The following is a 16575-nucleotide window of genomic DNA, read 5'->3' as shown; positions in this document are numbered from 1 at the left end:
TCGATGAAGCGACCGCCCGCCGCAACCCTGAGCCTGCCACGGAGCCCCAAAGGGGCTCGGCTCGCGGCTGCGCGCGCGTTCACGCTGGTGGAGTTGATCCTCGTCATCGTCCTGATCTCGATCCTCGCTTCGGTCGTTGTGCCCCGTCTCACCGGGAACGACGGCCGCCGGGCCGAGAACGAGGTGCGGGCCATCGAGTCGTTGCTCGCCGCCGCCGCGACGCGAGACGCATTCACCGCCGAGCCCCGGATCCTCGCGTGGGACGCCCCCTCCGGCACGCTGGCAATGTTCGTGCGGCGCGTCGCGACGGGATCCGTTGATTCAGAGCCCGCGTGGCTCGAGGACGGTCTCGTGCCGCCGGTGAGGCTCGCGCTGACAGAGATCCGCGAGGCGACGGCCGACGGCCAGCGCCTCGACACCGGGTCGTTCGCTGTCCAGTTCAGCCAGACCGAGCCGCGCCCATCGCTCGCCCTGCTCATCGCCCCCCGCCGTCAGGGAGCCCGCGACGCCGCCGGCGATTCCTGGCAGATCGACCTTGCCCCAGAGGCCATCGAACCGATCCGCACGCCCGTCGCCTCATCCGCCCCGCGCCTGTCCGCTTCGCCCTCCCGCACCGTCGATCTCGACGCGACCGGCCAAGGGGGAAAGCCATGGTAAACGCGGCACGGCCCAGCCGCCTCCGCTCCCGCGGCGGCTTCGCGCTCGTCGATGTGATCACGGCGTCCGTCCTGATGGGCATCGCGCTCGCCGTCGCGATCGGCATCTCCGGCCACGCGATCTCCTCCCAGGCGCGAGGACGCGACCTGCAGACCGCCGCGGCCCTCGCCGACGAGCAGTTGAGCCTGGTCCTGGCCCGCGGTCCCGATGACTACGCCCGTCGCTACCCCACCCGTGGCGAGTGCGATGCACCTTTCCAGGATTTCACATACGACCTCGCCCTGACCGGCGGCTCCGCAAGCGAACCCGTGCGGGTGAAGTGCACCATCTCCTGGGCCCGGGCCTCGACACCCCAATCGATCGCCATCGAGACGCTCGTCGCCCCGCGCCTCGTCGCGGGCTCCGAGGAGCCCGATCCGCCCCGCAACCCCAACGAGACGATCACCCGCCCGCAGTAGCCGCACGGACCATGCCCGCCGCACCAGCCCATTCCAGAGCCCTCCGATCGCCGAGTCCCCGGCGCGGGTTCACGCTCATCGAGCTGATCGTCGCCGCCGTCATGGTGGCGTTCATCGCCGCGGCGACCACGATCGCGCTCTCACAGATCGTTCGCGCACGGGACGGCGCCGCCGTCCGGCTCACCGCCTTTGCCAGGGCTCAGGCCGCCGCCGAGCGCATGGCCCAGGACGTCGAGTCGATTGTTCGAGACGGCGATCTGGCGGCCACGCGGTTCGTCATCCAGCCCGGATCCCCGGCGAACACAGAGTCTCGCCTCGACGGACTCCTCGTGTTCTCCCGCACCGCAAAGCGAGTCCGGCCCTCCTCGGGACCCCTCGGAACCACGCCCGAAGGGGGCGAACTCGAAGTGCAGTACCGCGCCGACCGCGTCCCGGGCGCCCTGGTCTCCTCAGCGTCGCTCCTGCGCCGGGCCGATCCCAACCGCGATGAGGTCATCGACGGCGGGGGCGTCGTCTCGCCGGTCGCTGATGGCGTCCTCTCCATCGCCGTGCAGGCCTTTGACGGCGTTGGCTGGTACGACGATTGGGACTCTGACCTCTCCGGCTACCCGCACGCGGTCCGGATTACCGTGGTCGCCGCCGACGATTCCGGTCGCTACACCGCCGCGGCCCGGCGCACCGTCGCCATTGATCGAATTCCACCGCCGCTCGCGGCAGCATCCGAGGAGGACACGGCGGCCACCGCCACGACCCCCTCGACCACGCCTTCATCCGGCGGTACCGGCTCGGGCTCCGGCAGCGGCGCGGGCGCCGGCGGTGGTGGCGCGGGAGGTGGAGCAGGACGGGGTGCTGGCGGTGGACAGGGCGGGGCGGGTGGCGGCGGGCGCAGCAACCCCGCGCCAACCGGAGGCGGCCGGCCCATGGGCGGCGGTAACGGCCAAGGCTCCACGCCCAGATCCGGAGGGTCGGGAACGCCGCCCACCGGCGGCGGTGGTGGTGGCGCGAGTGGGGGGGAAGGGGGAGGCCTGCAATGAGAACTCACCGCCGGAAATCCCGCCCCGGATTCGCCACGGTCATGGTTCTCGTGGTGATCGGCATCGTCGCCATCCTCCTGGTCTCGTTGCAAACCGTCGCGTGGCGCGGCGCCGCCGCCGGGCGGGAAGCCGTGGCGCGGACCCGCGCCAAGTGGGCCGCCAAGGCGGGTGTCGAGGCCGCCATCGCCGCGATCGCCTTCGACACCGCCGAGCCCGACACCTCCAACGCCCACACGGTCTACAACGACCTCGCCGCCGTCTCGCACGCCGAGCTCTTCGGCGCGACCTATTCCGTCGTCCACTGGGACGACGTCTCCAAGCGCACCGTTGATGGCCCCGCCGACACTCACGCCAAGCTGAACGTCGCCACCATGACGGCCGATGCGCTCATGCTCATCCCGAACATGACGGAAGACGCAGCCGACGCCATCCTGGATTGGATCGACTCCGACGACGACACCAGCCCGCTCGGCGCCGAGGATTCGTTCTACCTCTCCCTGGCCGTCCCTTACCTGCCGCGCAACGCCCCGCCGCGCACGCTGCAGGAACTCGAACTGGTCGAGGGCGTCGCGCCCGACCTGCTCCGCGGCGAGGACTGGAACCTCTCAGGGACGCTCGACGCGGAAGAGAACGACGGCTCGCCCCCCTCCGGCCTCTTTCCCCCGGACAATGCGGACGGCGTCCTGAACGCCGGCTGGTCGGAGTACCTCACTGCGGCCAGCAGCGACGGGCTCGACGGCGGATGGGCCGCCTCCGGCCAGCCCCGGCTCGACCTGACCGTCGCTACCTCCGAGGAGATCCTCAGCCGCCTGAACTCCGGCGCATCCCGCGCCGCCTCGCTCACGTCCGACCAGGCCCAGGCGATCCAGGCCTACGCCGCGGCGACCCCGTCGGGCACGCTGGTCGACTTCCTCCGATCGGACCTCGCCGACCTTGCGCAGGCCGCCGCCACCGCCACCGGGGACAGCGGGTTCAGTGCGGCCCGCGCACGCCAGATCCAGCCCCTGTCGGACGACCAGATCGCCCGCCTCCTGGAGGAGTGCGCGTTCCCGGCCGTCTCGGGCGTCCCCGCGCCCGGGAAACTCAACATCAACACCTGCTCGGACGAAGTCCTCCAGTGCCTGCCGACGATCGACTCGTCGCTGGCCGATTCCATCATCCTCGAGCGCGGCTCCCGCCAGCAGGGCTTTGTCGCCCTCACAGATCTGCTCGAGGTTCCTTCCATGACTCGGGATCGACTCGCCGATCTCTTTCCCTACATCACCGTCCGCTCCAACGTCTTTGTCGTCGTCTCCCGCGGCCGGGACGCGGCGACAGGCACCGAGGTGGTTATGACCGCCACCATCGACCGTTCTTCCCTCCCCGTCGTGATCAAGGACCTCGTCGTCAGATGACCAGCCCGACGCCCATCAAGCCCTCCCCCTCCGCCCGCCCCGGCGAGCGGGTCGCCGTGCTTCACCGCCAGGGTGCCGCGTGGCGCATCCTGATCGCCAGCATCGCTCCGGCGGCGCCAAGTTCGAGCAGCGGCGGAGGGCACGCCGAGAGTGGGGGGGTCGAAGTGCTCGCGGTCCGCTCCGTCGACGACGCCTCCGCCCGCGCCCTTGATGCGGTGCTCCGCGAGCACCGCGTGACGCGCCTTCTGAGGATTCTGCCGGCCGCCTCCACGGTCTGCCGCGCCGTCTCCCTCCCTGACTCCGCCGCCGGTCCAGCCGAGTCCGCCGCCGCGCTCGCCCTTGTCGCCGAGGCGGACCTCCCATCGTCGATCCCCTCCTGGCGCCGGGCCGGCGGCCTGGTCCAGCCGATCGCAAACGGAACGCCGCCCCTTGCCCTGCTCATCGGCTGGCCCGATTCATCGCCCGCGCCCGCATCGCTCCCGCTGACGGCCGACTTCGAGTCCGAATCATGGATTCCCGAGCCCGTCGCCCTCGCCTGCTTCGCGCGCCAAGCCGCGGCTCAGCCTGACCGCGTGGTCGAGTCCGCCGTCTACGCCGACCCCTCCGCGGGTTCCGCGATCATCGTCGCCGCCTCACTGACGAGGTCAGTGGCCCGCATCCTCCGGGCCGACACCTCCACCCGCGATGGCTTCGCCGCCGCGGTCCGCGCCGCGGTCGATGAGACCCGAAAGGCGATCGCCCTTCCCCCGGCACCCATCGATGTCACCGGCCCGGAACCCTCGGTCGCTCTCTCCGGCACCCGCGGAGCCAGCCCGGTCCACCAGGCCGCGATCACCGGCCTTGCCGACCCATCACTCAAGACCACCCACGCGATCGCACTTGGCGCCGCCATCGCCTGGGCCTCGCGGGACCCCGCGCTGGTCCCGCTCCTGTCGCTCTCCGAATCGGCGCCCGACAAGTCGGCCTCCCCGTTGCTCGCGGCGATCACCTGGCTCTCCGATTCCCGCCGCGCCGCGATCGTCATCGCCGCCAGCCTCGCGGTGCTCCTCTTCTGGCCCCTCGCCGTCGCCGCGACCCGCAGCGCGGTTGTGCTCGGCCGCGCGGGCGGGCAGGACGCCCTGCGAGAACGCCTCGACCACGCCGACACCCAGGCCGCGTTCTACGAACTGCTCCGCTCCCGCCGATGGCCCATGACCAAGCTCCTGGCCGACGTCGCCGGCGCCGCCCCCGTCGGCCTGAGACTCGAATCAATAGAACTCAACCCCGAGCAGTCCGGCAACGCCGGTCTCTCCCTCCGCGGCCACGCCGACAACCGCGAGGTCATCGCCGCCTTCCGCAAGAACCTCACCGACCTCCGCATCTTCGATGACGTCAGTTTCTCCACCTCCGCCTCGAACGCGCCGGAGTCCACCGGCGACGACTTCCGCCTCCAGGCCCGCGTCGCCGGACCCCTCATGCGCGTCAACCCCTCCCACGATTACGCCCAGGAGTCCCTCGCCGCGCTCATGTACGGCGCCGATGCCGCCGCATCCTCCACGCGGTACGAGCGGCGCACCGATCGAGACTCCCGCTCCGCCGAACCCTCGTCCAGCCGCACCACCCGCCGCCAGCCCCGCGCCTCCGCGCCCCCCGCCGAAGCCCCCCGCGGCATAGACATCCCGCCCCCGCTCACCGACGACGAGATCGCCGCCTTCGACTCCAAGGCCGCCGGCGATGAGATGAGAAAACGGGCTGCCGCCGCCAACGCCGCGGGCCTCGACGAAGCGACCAAGCAGAGGCTCAAGGACGAAGTCGACAAGTGCAAGAAGCGCATGCTCGCGGCTCTCACGGAGAAGAAGCCATGACCGCCCTTCTCCGCAGATTCCATGCCCTCCCCCGCGCCGCCCGCTGGCTCACGGTCTTCGTCGCGTGCATGATCGCCTACTTTGCCATTATTGAGCCGATCCTCGACCGCACCAACGCATTCGTCACCGCCGCCGACAACGCCGAGGCCTCCCTCGCCCGCGAACGTTCCCTCGCGGCGGACTGGTCCAACCCCGCACGCCCCCTCGCCGTCGCCCGCACGACCTTCGGCACCCCCGCCCTCCCCGGCCCCGTAACGAGCCGAACCGCCGCCCTCTTCGCCCGCGTCAACACAATCCTCGATGCCCACAACATCCGCGCTGAAATCGCCCAGAAGCAGGTCTCTCTCGCCGCCGAACAGGCCGCCATCCTCGCCCAGCCCGGCGAGCGCATCGATCGCCTAATCCTCGACGTCACCTTCGAGGCCGATCCCGCCACCGTCGCCACCGTGCTCGCCGAACTCGAGCGTTCCGACGAGGTGACAGCCGTTTCCCGAGTGGCCATCCGGCGCGCCGATTCCAGGTCCGGTCGCTCCGAGTCCGGATCCAACACCGTCCGCGCCGAACTCGCCGCGGAGGCCTGGGTCCGCTCGCTCCCGTCCACCTCAACGGGAGGCAACCGCTGATGTCCGAAGGGCTCTCCTGGAACAAGCTCAAGGCGATCGCCGCGGGCCCCCGCCGCCTCGGCCTCATCGCCCTCGTGGCGCTCGCCCTCACGTTCGCCTTCGCCCTCGTCCGTGCCTGGCCCCTGGTCCGCGCTCTGGCCATGAGCCCGCCGGATGACAAGCCCGCCGCCCAGACCGCCGACAGCTCCGCGCTCGCCGCCGACCTGAACCTCTACGTCGAACGCATCACGGGCCGATCGCTCTTCTTCACACCCCGCCCGCCGCCCCCCCCGCGTGTCGAAACCACCGACAATCGCACGCCGGACCCCGGCCCCTCGCGCCCCACGCGCTACGCCGGTCCGGCCCTGATCGCGATGATCAACGACACCGCGTGGTTCGCCAACGGCGATCGCCTCCGCGCCGGCGACGCCCGCTCCGAGACGGTCGATCTCAAGGTCATCGAGATCACCCCGCCCTGGACCGCGCGCGTCGAGTGGGAGGGCGTCGAGTTCACCGTCTCCCTTTTCGAGCGCAGCCCCCTCATCGCCGACGCGAGCGCACCCGCTCCGCTGGAAGCCGAGCCCCCACCCAAGCGGCCCGCGCCCCCCCGCCCGAGCGGCTCCCCGCCCGATCCCCAGCCGCCGGCTCCCGGCGAGCCCCCGCCTGAGCCCGCTCCTGATCCCGATCCGCTCCCGGATCCCCCGCACGATCCGCCGCCGCAGCCGGAGCCGCAACCCGATCCCCAGCCCGAGCCCGCCCCCTCCTCCCCGTCCGCGACCGATTCGTCCCGATCGGAGATTCGATGAACATCCGCCCTCCCAACGCCCGCCCCGCCACCAGCCCCCGCGCCCTCCTGGCCGCCGCGGCGATGTTCTCCGGGTCCTCGCTCGCTCTCGCGCAGGCGCCCGGCGCCGAGCCGGCGATCCCGGGCGTCGTTGATCCCTCCGGGCGACGGCCGCAATCCACCGAGCCCACCAAGATCGCCTTCAAGAACGTCCCCCTCGACCAGATCATCCCGTTCATCGTCGAGTGCACCGGCAAGGTCGTCATGCCCCAGCAGGACGTCCTCGCCCGACGAATCACCATCATCAACGACCAGCCCATCGACCGCTCCAAGGCCCTCAACCTCGTCTTCCTGGCCCTCCAGCAGGCCGGCATCGGCGTCGTCGAGACCGAGGACCTCGTCATCCTCCGCGACATCGCCGAGATCACCCGCCAGGATGTCCCCGTCCTCGGCCCGGACGTTTCTACCCTCGATCGCACCGACCCCGGGTCCGTCGTGGAGAAGGTCTTCGCCCTCCGCTACGCCTCCGCTGAGAACCTTGGCAAGATCCTCAAGGACTCCCTCCCCGACTTCGCCAAGTTCTACGTCGATACGGAGTCCAACCAGGTTGTTGTGATGGGCAACATCGCCCTGCTCCAGCGCCTCGAACGCATCGTCCTCTCGCTCGATCGCCCCAGCGCCGCTTCCCTCTCCACCGAGACCTTCATCCTCAAGTACGCCGACGCCACCCACATCGCCGAGAACATCCGCGAGCTCTACTCCACCGATGCCGGTCGCACCGCCACCGGAAACCGGCAGAACACCCAGCAGAGCCCCTTCCAGCAGTTCTTCCGCCAGCAGGGCGGCGGCGGACAGGGCGGTCGCGGCGGGCCCGGGGCCCAGGCCGGCCGGAACGCCGGCGGCGCCGCCAACCAGCCCGCCCGCGCCGGCGGCGCCGACGACACCAGCCCCTCCGCCAACCTCCGCGTCACCGCCAACACCCAGCAGAACTCCGTCACCGTCCTCGCCGAGCCGATCGTCCTCTCGCAGATCCGCCGCCAGATCCTTGATGTCTGGGACAAGCCACTCCCCGAAGAGGCCGTCGTCCCCCGCATCTACAACCTCGTGAACTCCGATCCCGTCAAGGTCCGCGATCTCCTCGAGGGCCTCTTCGGCGGCGGCACCTCGGGCTCCACCGGCGCCGCTTCATCCACCACCGGCCAGAGCAGCCGCCTCGGCGGGCAGTTCTCCTTCCAGGCGATCCCCGAAGCCGGCCGGCTCGTCGTGATCTCCAAGTCCCCCGACAACCTCTCGGTCATCGACAAGATCATCGAAGACCTCGACAAGCCCCTCTCCATCGGCCTCCCCAAGGTCATCGAACTCAAGCACGCCAACGCCGAGGAACTCGCCGAGCAACTCAACGCTCTCCTCGCTCAGGAGGGCACGCTCGCCCAGATCCGCCGCTCGGCCAGCGGCCTCACCACCGGCGGCGCGGCGGGCGCGTCCCCCTTCGCCGCCGACCCTTCCACCGGCTCCACCGCGAACAACCAGCAGCAGAACCAGGGCGCCACCACCTCCGAGACCATCACCTTCTGGTGGCAGCGGGCCCGCCCGCCCTCCGACAACGCCGGCTCTTCAGCCCTCGTCAGCAAGATCCGCATCGTCCCCGTCTGGCGGCAGAACGCTGTCATGATCATGGCGCCACCGGAATACCAGGCTGCTCTTGTTCAACTCGCGCAGACCCTCGACCAACCCGGTCGTCAGGTCCTTCTCTCCGCGATCATCGCCGAGGTCGCGCTCGACGACGCCACCGCCCTGGGCCTGCGCGTCTCTTCTCAGGCGATCACCCCGGGCGACGGCGAGAACACCATCGGCGGCAGTATCGGCTCCGAGAACGTGGCCAACAACGTCTTCCCCGGCCTCTTCGATACCTCGGTCCTCAACGTCAATGTCAGCGCCAACCTCCTCCTCCAGGCTCTCAACACCAAGACCACCGTCAACGTCCTCTCGGAGCCCCGCATCTGGACCTCCGACAACCAGGAAGCGGCCTTCTTCGACGGCCAGGACATCCCCTTCATCACCGACACCCAGTCCACCGACACCGGCCTCATCCAGTCCTTCGACTACCGCGCCGTCGGCCTCCAACTCCGCATCCGCCCGCGCATCACCGTGAACCACGATGTCGACGTCCGCATCGACGTCGAGCTCTCCCGCATCCAGCCCAACCAGACGCTCTTCGGCGGATTCATCGTCGACCGCCGCCAGACCACGACCCAGCTCATCGTGCAGAACAACCAGACGATCGTCCTCTCGGGCATCATCCGATCCGAGGATTCCGACGTCGTCCGCAAGGTCCCCCTCCTGGGCGATCTCCCGCTCATCGGTCCGCTCTTCCAGTCCATCGACAAGCAGAAGTCCAAGACCGAGCTGCTCGTCTTCGTCACGCCGCTGGTGATCGACAACCCGACCACGTCCTACGACGCCAACGTCCCCTACCGCCAGCGTCTCGACCAACTCCGAAACACCCTCAAGCCCGACGAGATCGCCCCCCCCGGCGAGGAGCCCCTCCCGCCCCTGCCGAACGACAATCCCAACACGCCCACCGCGCCCCCGCCGCCACCACCCGCGGAGGGCCGCCAGTAGAATCCACCGTCATGCAACCACGCCGCACCGCACCGCGTCGTTGGCCCCGGATCGCCACGAGGTTGCTCCTGTCCGCCGCCGCGGCCGCGTGCAGCGCCTGCATCACCGTCCCCGCTCCAAAGCCCTCGGACCAGCCGTCGCCAACCCTCCCAACGGCTTCCGCCGCACGCCCCGCCCCCATCGACTCCACCCGCACCTCCCGCCTCACTTTCGCCATCAAGCCCCTCGGCCGGGTCCGCTACGACGGGCTCTCCCAGCCGCTTGTCTCGCCCGCCGGCGACCACATCGCCCTGCAGCAGGGCCGACCGCCCACGTGGCCCTCCATCCTCGCCCAGCCCGGCTCGCCCCCTCCCCTGGGCAGCGAGATCGCCGTCGTCGACATCACCGACACCGGCCTCGCTCCTCGCACCCTGACAGCGCCCCTTCCCGCCGGTCTGCTCCTGGGTCGATCAGCGGATCAGGACGGATTCCTCGTGGAGGCCCCGCAGGGCGACGGTTCTCGCTGGATCGGCAAGGTCGCCTGGAAAACCGGCGCGGTGGACTGGCTCGTCCGCGACAAGAACGTCAGTGCCCACGCCGTTCTCGGCCCGGCTGGCGAACTCGCGTACACGCGCCGTGCGAACCCGCGCGCGCCGGCATCCCTCGTCGTCATCCCCTCCCCCGGCCAGCCCGCTCTGGAACTGGCGCCGGGCGGGACCGATCTCGCGTTCCCGACCTTCGGCGATATCCCCGGCGTCCTGGCCGTCTTCGCCATCGCTCCTGACGGCATCGAGGTCCTCGCTGTCGCCACCGACCCCGCGTCCGGCTCCCTTCTCCCCGGCCCCCGCACCTGGCTCGCATCCTCCGGCGGCATGATCGACGCCTACCAGTCGATCGCGTCGAGCCAGACCCCGGTCGTCCTGCCCCGCGGCGGCCTCCCCTCAGGGCTCATCCCGCTCTTCCACCCGGCGCAGCACCAAATTGTCGCATTCTCACCCTCCGATGGTTCGCTCCTCTCGCTGGCCCCGAACTCGTTCGCCGCGGCGTGGATGGGAGAGGCGTCCGGCGCATTCCTCGTGGGCACCCCGAAGGGAGTGGTCTCGGCGCAGCCGACACCAGACACCACCGGCCGGCAGGCCGTCCCGGTCGTTTCGATGGCTTCAATTCCGCGGGCAACGACGACCCGCGGCTCGTTCCTGCTGATCGGGCCCGCTGAGGGGGATGCCTACGCCTACGAGATCGTCGCGGTGGCGTTGCAGAAGCCTTGACACAACTCTTGCGCGGTCCCCGCCGGCCGGGGACGATGCGACCTAAGTCATTGCTGTACCAGTATCTAATGGACCGGTAACCACCGGGATCCCCCAGGCCTGATCATCCCCCAAACCGGCGTTTTTTTCACGAGAGCCTTGACGGTCTTTTGAGCTTGAGGTATGTTTGCCTTGTCGTTGTAGTCGTTCCCTCTCACTGCCCCATATATCGGAAGGAGTTCCACGTGAAGACTGCCCTGTGTGGTATTATTGCTGTTGCGGGTCTCGCCGCCTCCGCGGTCGCGGACGCCAACTGGACAACCCAGATGCGCTACAGCATCACAGCGCCCGGCGCTTCGGCTGTTCTCGTCCCCAGCGGCGGTAGTATGCCTGTCGGCGCAGCTGGCGTGTACAGTGTCACGGTCCAGGTTGGCATCTTCAACCTGACCGGCCAGGAGGCGGGCCAGAGCAACCAGGGCCTCTTCAACTGGGCCGCTCGCGGCTCCAGCACCGGCCTGATGGCTGGCGAGTCCCTCGTCGTCGCCAACGCCACCTCGCGAATCTCCCCCTACAATTTCGGCCCCTCGACCGCCTTCGGCGGTGCCGTGGTCAACGGCGGCACGGCCATCGATGGCAACGCTGTCACCCCCGGCAGCAAGATCCAGGCCTCCCGTGACGTCTCCGGCGGCGCCTCCGCCGTGTGGCCGGACGGTTCCCCGATGCCGACGGCGCCCACCAATGGCCAGCTCGGCGCCGACGCCTACACCAACGTCTTCCGCTACACCATCACCGTGACTGAGACGGTCGGCAGCGACATCGTCATGACCTTCGCTGGCGAGGCCGGACCTGTCTTGGCTTGGTCCCCCTTCAACGTCACCCCCCCGTTCGATGGCGATCCGGGCTCCGTGACCTTCCTCGGGATCACGAACGCGACCCCGAACGTGCTCCGTCCGTTCGCTGACTCCAGCTTTACCATCGTCCGCGTCCCCGCCCCGGGCGCGGCGGCCCTTCTCGGCCTGGGTGGCCTGATCGCCGCCCGTCGCCGCCGGGCCTAACCCCCCTTTCCCGGTTACACCGGGAACGAGGTGCCCACCGCAACGACCAGGGCCCCGAGCTTCGGCTCGGGGCCTTTTTCATTGGCTTTCGGCTATCGATGGTCGTACCGAGGCGTAGGCTGAAAAGTACGAGTTTCCAAAAACTAGGGGACAGCCTTGGGGTTCTTTCTTGTTGAGGTACTTGACAGCCCGCAGGAATCGATTACCTTATCCGTCGAGAGTGAGTCGTCATTCTGACCCCCCTTTTGGAGGAGAGACCCGTGAAGAACGTTGTTGTCGGTATTCTTGGTATCGCTGGCCTTGCCGCCTCGGCGAGCGCCGCGGCGACGTGGACTACGCAGATGCGCTACTCGGTGACCGGGCCTGCGGGCAGCGGTTACTCGAGCACAATCATCAACTCCGGCGGCGTCGGCCCGACCAATGTGACGGTCGCCGGCGTGTACTCGGTTACCGTCCAGGTTGGCATTTTCAACCTTCAGGGCGCTGGCGCTGGTGAGAGCAACCAGGGCCTGTTCAACTGGGCCGCTCGCGCCACCGGCACCGGCTTCAGCGCTGGCGAGAACTACGTCGTTGCCAACGCGACGTCCCGCATCAGCCCCTTCAACTTCGGCCCCTCGACCGCCTTCGGCGGCGCTGTGGTTGGCGGCAACGTCATCGACGGTAACTCCGTGACCCCGGGCAGCCTGATCCAGGCTTCTCGCGATGTCGCTGGCGGCGCCAGCGCCGTGTGGAACGATGGCGACCCCCAGCCGACCGCCCCGGTTCCCGGTGCGCTCGGTGCGGACACCTACACCAACGTCTTCCGCTTCCAGATCATTGTTGGCAGCGGAACCGACCCGATCGTGACGACCTTTAGCGGCTCCGCTGGCCCGGTACTCGCGTGGTCGCCCTTCGGCGTCAACCCCCCCTTCGAGGGCGATCCGGGCTCCGTGACCTTCCTCGGGATCACCCGTGGCACGGCTGACGGCGGCCCGCTGTCTGCCTTTGCGGACTCCAGCTTCACGCTGCCCCGCATCCCGGCTCCGGGCTCCGTTGCCCTCCTGGGCCTCGGCGGCCTCCTCGCCGCCCGTCGCCGTCGCGCCTAATAGCGCTCGGTGACTCGCTGCGGGTCTCGACCCGCGGTCAATCTGACTCACGCAAGGGCTCCGGGTGTTCCCCGGGGCCCTTGTTCTTTTCCGTTCGCTCGGCCCCATCCCCGTATCATCCGCACATGACCCGCCAGGACGCTGCCGATCGCCGCGCCTCGCGCCTGGCCTTCCTCCTTGCCGGCGGCGACCCCTTCCTCACCGCCAGGATCCTCGCGGCGACCCTCGCCCTTGCCCCGCGTCTGGACCGCATCGACCCCGCCCGCCTCGACCGCGTCTGCATCACCGCCGCCCGGCGCGTCCTGCGCCGTCACCGGCCCGCGCCCGCGTCGAACACGCCGCGCCCCGAACTCGCCGTTCTCCACGCCACCCATGCCATGCCCGAGCAGTGCCGCGAGGCCTGGCTGCTCGCCCGCCTCGACCAGCTCAATAGCGTCGTCGTCGCCCGGGCCATGGACTCCTCGCGCACCGCCGCCGCCCGCCACCTGGAGCGTGCCGACTCTGAAATGGCCCCGGTCCTCGCCATGATGTACCCCAAGGGCGCCGACGCCGTCGCCGCGGTCCGCACGGCCCTTGATTCGATCGACTTCCTCCCGCCCCTGCGCCAGGCCCGCGATCGCCACCGCCGCCGGAGCCGCCTGCGACTCGCCATCGTGCTGCTCGCATCACTCTCTCTGACCGCGATCGCCGCAACTGCCCTGTACTGGCTCGCGAATGCGTAGCCGATCGAGGAAGTGTCTTTCTCAAATACCTAACATTGACGGATCCACCAGAATCATGTACGTTATGATGTCGTTGTATCGTCCCAGCTCTCACAGGAACGCTCCCATGAAGACAGCCCTAGCAGGAGTTCTGTGCGCCGCCGGATTCGCCGCTTCCGCCACCGCTGCGACGACGTGGACGACGCAAATCCGCTTCTCGGTTACCCGGCCGGATGGCCAGACATTGTTGATGTCTGGCGGCAATACCTTGGCAGGCAATGCAGGTGGCGTGTACACCATCACCGTCCAGGTTGGAATCTTCAACCTGACGGGGCAGGATCTTGGTCAGAGCAATCAGGGCCTGTTCAACTGGACGGGGCGAGTATCAATGGTGGGTTTCGCGCCGGGCGACACATTGGCAGTCGATAGTGCCACGTCAAGAGTGGCACCTTTCAACAGCGGCCCGTCAACCGAATACGGTGGCACGCTGGTGGGCACGAACGTGATCGAGGGCAACGCCGCAACGCCGGGCAGTTTCGTCCAGTCGTTCCGCGACATCGTCGGCGGCGCATCGGCCCCTTGGCCTGATGCAAGTCCACAACCGACAACCCCGATTCCAGGCTCACTCGGCGCGAACTCGTTTACAAACGTGTTTCGGTTCCACGCCAACCTGGTACAAGAGAATCAATTCGTGCAGTTCTCCGTCACCGGGTCCGCCGGGCCGATTCTCGGGTGGTTGCCATCTTCGGCCACTCCCCCCGATCCCGAGTCGGGCGCCGATGGCAGTGTGAACTTCCTTGGGATCACGAGGAGCGACCTGCAAGGAGGCGCGGTCCAGCCGTACACGACAACTGGGTTCGGACTCATTATGGGGATTTTCCCCGCACCCGGCTCGGGTATCCTCTTGGGATTCGCCGGCCTTTTCGCCGCCCGCCGCCGGCGCTAGTACCGCGGCACGTTCGGATCGATGTCGATCGACCACAGCTCGATCCCGCCCGCCATCGACTTGACGTCGGAGAACCCCGCCTCCCGAAGCAGGTGCGTCACCTTGAGCGACCGCCGCCCGGTGTGGCACTGCACGATGATCGGCCGGTCCCGCTCGCCGTCGGGTCCCTCGAGTTCGTCGAGGCGCATCGCGATCTCCTCCATCGGGATCAGCACGGCCCCTTCGATCCGGCACGTCTCCCACTCGTTCTGCCGCCGGCAGTCCACGAGCAGCGTGCCGTCACTCGTTCCCGCCGCGGCTTCCAGGAGCGACCTGGTCTCGCGCGGCGTCACCTCGTAGTCTGGCTGGTAGGCATACCCCACCGGCAGTCCGCGGGCGTCGAGTTGCGGGATCGGCTTGAGCCCCTCGGACATCAGTGGGCCTCCGACGGCGCACCGGCCGGGTCCACCGCCGGGGTCTGGCCCGCCGGGGCGATCTTGTAGAACGCCGGGACCTCGTCGGGCCGCCGTTCATACGCCGTTCCGGGGCTCCGCTGCAGCGTCCACGGGGGAGCCACGAACATTCGCGGCAGGGCCATGACGACATCCAGCCCGCAATAAAACGGCGCGGCGAGCCCCTCCCACGCCTCATCGCCGTACGACCGGCTCGTCGGCCGCTCCACGCACGAGGCCTCGGTCGGGTACTGGCCGAGTTGCCGGGCGTTCTCGTCCGTGTACGTCGGGTTGGTCGCCGAAGTGGCCTGATGGCTCACGTACTCGATGGGCACTTTGAAGGTGACGCGCTGCCAGTTGTCGCGCATCACGCCGACCACCGAAGGAGGCGGGGCCTCATCGATAGGGGGCTGGGCCGACGCCAGGTTGGCGCGGGTCTCCAGCGCCGGCAGCGTGACCCGGTCGGGCGCGGATCCGATGGTGAGGTCATTGTTCTGATTGTCCACGCACGCGCCCAGCGCGAGCAGCGAACTCAACGCCCCCGCACCCGCCACGGCCCGCACCGCCGTTGCTGTTGTCCATCGCCGCATAGCACCCTCCGCCGCCACCCCGGTTGAACGACAGTCTACCCCAAGCCCTCCTCGTCCGCCCGCCCCGTCCCGGCAGGAGCGTGTTTCTGCCATGATTTCATAGCGATATCGACCGCCCCCCGGCAGACTTCGCCGTCAAACCCGCGCCGGGCGAGCAGGCCCATCAGGCGGCGGCGGACGACGTCCCGGCCCAGTTCAGGGCTCATGCGCAGGGCCCGCTTCTGGGCAAGAACCGCCGCGGCCGCCGCTTGGTCGGTCCCCTTCAAGGCTGTTTCAACAGCCCGCCTGGCCGTTCCCGGTTCGATGCGCTTCTGCATCAGTTTGGCGACCAGCAGCGCCTTGCCGGCGGGCTTTCGGGCCAACTGGGACCGCACGTAGGACTGGGCGAACGCGGCGTCGTCGATCAGCCCCAGGTCTTCCAGCCTTGCCGCCACCGACTCGGCCGCGAGCGCGTTGCAGCCGCGGGCCGTCATCCGGTCGGTCAGTTCGCGTCGGCTCATCGGCCGGGCGGCGAGAGCACGGAGCGCGTACCGCCTTGCCCCGGCCCGCGCCTGCGCGGCGGCGACCTGCCCGGCGAGTGTCCTGGTCCATTCCACTCCCGGCCGCAGCCCGAGTTCCTCCGCGTCGCGACGGTCAATCGGCCCAAACTTCGCTCGCCCGATGCGCACCGTGACGCGGTCAGGATCTCGCCGCGATACCGACAGCGACGAGATCACTCCGCCGGCGTCGTCCGATCCGGCCGGCGGTCCGGTGCGGGGTGAGGTTCGCGGCGATCGAGGACCCCGGCGGTTCATGACAACTCATCCAGCAGCGAAGCCAGTTCACCGCTCGCCTTGCCGTCGCCGGCGGCCCTCGCCGCGGCTTCGCCTTCCCTCGTGGTCACGATGGCGGCCTCGATCTGGCCAAGCGCCTGCTGCGCCCGGGCCTTGTGGAAGTAGGCGTAGCAATACGCCGGGTCGGCCGCGAGGCAGCGGTCGTAGAACGTGATGGCCTCGGCGTAGTTCCCCGCGTTGGCCTGCTCCTGGGCGATGCCGTAGAGAACGAAGGGGTCCGCGGGGTCCACCTCCAGCAGCCGTTTCAGTTTGTCCAGCCTCGACATGCGCACACCCCGGCGGTCGGCGACGGTCGTCGTCGCCGGTTCCGCCG

The 16575-nt window shown here is 69.4% G+C and carries 17 protein-coding genes; 13 read left to right on the top strand and 4 right to left on the bottom strand.

Going from position 1 to position 16575, the window contains the following annotated elements; genetic code table 11:
• Positions 1–3 precede the first annotated feature (3 nt).
• The 13 genes from KF745_04975 to KF745_04915 all read left to right on the top strand — a co-directional run bounded on the left by KF745_04975 (position 4) and on the right by KF745_04915 (position 14408).
• A complete protein-coding gene (locus KF745_04975; protein ID MBX3357763.1) occupies positions 4–657 on the top strand; it encodes a type II secretion system protein in 654 nt (217 codons plus the stop codon).
• Complete coding sequence (locus KF745_04970; GenBank protein ID MBX3357762.1) at positions 651–1115, top strand: hypothetical protein; 465 nt, start codon at positions 651–653, stop codon at positions 1113–1115. Before KF745_04975 ends, KF745_04970 begins: the two co-directional genes overlap by 7 nt.
• Before the next feature lie 11 nt (positions 1116–1126).
• Positions 1127–2149, top strand: coding sequence for a prepilin-type N-terminal cleavage/methylation domain-containing protein (locus KF745_04965; protein MBX3357761.1), 1023 nt, complete (start codon positions 1127–1129; stop codon positions 2147–2149).
• Complete coding sequence (locus tag KF745_04960) at positions 2146–3543, top strand: general secretion pathway protein GspK (GenBank protein ID MBX3357760.1); 1398 nt, start codon at positions 2146–2148, stop codon at positions 3541–3543. The genes KF745_04965 and KF745_04960 overlap by 4 nt, the downstream gene beginning before the upstream one ends.
• The gene (locus KF745_04955; GenBank protein MBX3357759.1) at positions 3540–5387 is read left to right on the top strand and encodes a PilN domain-containing protein; all 1848 of its coding nucleotides are present in this window, start codon (positions 3540–3542) and stop codon (positions 5385–5387) included. Before KF745_04960 ends, KF745_04955 begins: the two co-directional genes overlap by 4 nt.
• Complete coding sequence (locus tag KF745_04950; GenBank protein MBX3357758.1) at positions 5384–6010, top strand: hypothetical protein; 627 nt, start codon at positions 5384–5386, stop codon at positions 6008–6010. Before KF745_04955 ends, KF745_04950 begins: the two co-directional genes overlap by 4 nt.
• The gene (locus KF745_04945; GenBank protein MBX3357757.1) at positions 6010–6795 is read left to right on the top strand and encodes a hypothetical protein; all 786 of its coding nucleotides are present in this window, start codon (positions 6010–6012) and stop codon (positions 6793–6795) included. The genes KF745_04950 and KF745_04945 overlap by 1 nt, the downstream gene beginning before the upstream one ends.
• Positions 6792–9395, top strand: coding sequence for a hypothetical protein (locus KF745_04940; protein ID MBX3357756.1), 2604 nt, complete (start codon positions 6792–6794; stop codon positions 9393–9395). Before KF745_04945 ends, KF745_04940 begins: the two co-directional genes overlap by 4 nt.
• Before the next feature lie 11 nt (positions 9396–9406).
• A complete protein-coding gene (locus KF745_04935) occupies positions 9407–10642 on the top strand; it encodes a hypothetical protein (protein MBX3357755.1) in 1236 nt (411 codons plus the stop codon).
• Between the two features lie 224 nt (positions 10643–10866).
• Positions 10867–11676, top strand: coding sequence for a hypothetical protein (locus KF745_04930; GenBank protein ID MBX3357754.1), 810 nt, complete (start codon positions 10867–10869; stop codon positions 11674–11676).
• A 260-nt stretch (positions 11677–11936) separates the two neighbouring features.
• A complete protein-coding gene (locus KF745_04925; GenBank protein MBX3357753.1) occupies positions 11937–12761 on the top strand; it encodes a PEP-CTERM sorting domain-containing protein in 825 nt (274 codons plus the stop codon).
• Positions 12762–12886: 125 nt separating this feature from the next.
• Positions 12887–13483 (top strand): hypothetical protein, encoded by a 597-nt coding sequence (locus KF745_04920; GenBank protein MBX3357752.1) that lies wholly within the window; start codon positions 12887–12889, stop codon positions 13481–13483.
• A gap of 106 nt (positions 13484–13589) precedes the next feature.
• Positions 13590–14408, top strand: coding sequence for a hypothetical protein (locus tag KF745_04915; protein MBX3357751.1), 819 nt, complete (start codon positions 13590–13592; stop codon positions 14406–14408).
• On the opposite strand, the gene KF745_04910 is transcribed toward KF745_04915, so the two are convergent.
• From KF745_04910 to KF745_04895, 4 genes are read right to left on the bottom strand one after another with little or no spacing between them, the layout of a single operon-like run.
• Entirely contained in the window at positions 14405–14821 is a 417-nt protein-coding gene (locus KF745_04910) for a hypothetical protein (GenBank protein MBX3357750.1), read from the bottom strand. The genes KF745_04915 and KF745_04910 overlap by 4 nt on opposite strands.
• A complete protein-coding gene (locus tag KF745_04905) occupies positions 14821–15429 on the bottom strand; it encodes a hypothetical protein (GenBank protein MBX3357749.1) in 609 nt (202 codons plus the stop codon). The genes KF745_04910 and KF745_04905 overlap by 1 nt, the downstream gene beginning before the upstream one ends.
• Before the next feature lie 35 nt (positions 15430–15464).
• Positions 15465–16223: a regulatory protein RecX gene (locus tag KF745_04900; GenBank protein ID MBX3357748.1), complete on the bottom strand. Its 759-nt coding sequence runs from the start codon at positions 16221–16223 to the stop codon at positions 15465–15467.
• Entirely contained in the window at positions 16220–16528 is a 309-nt protein-coding gene (locus tag KF745_04895; protein ID MBX3357747.1) for a tetratricopeptide repeat protein, read from the bottom strand. Before KF745_04895 ends, KF745_04900 begins: the two co-directional genes overlap by 4 nt.
• Positions 16529–16575 lie beyond the last annotated feature (47 nt).

The organism is Phycisphaeraceae bacterium, assembly GCA_019636655.1.
Classification (GTDB): domain Bacteria; phylum Planctomycetota; class Phycisphaerae; order Phycisphaerales; family UBA1924; genus JAHBXB01.
This window is presented reverse-complemented; position numbering and strand designations above follow the sequence as displayed.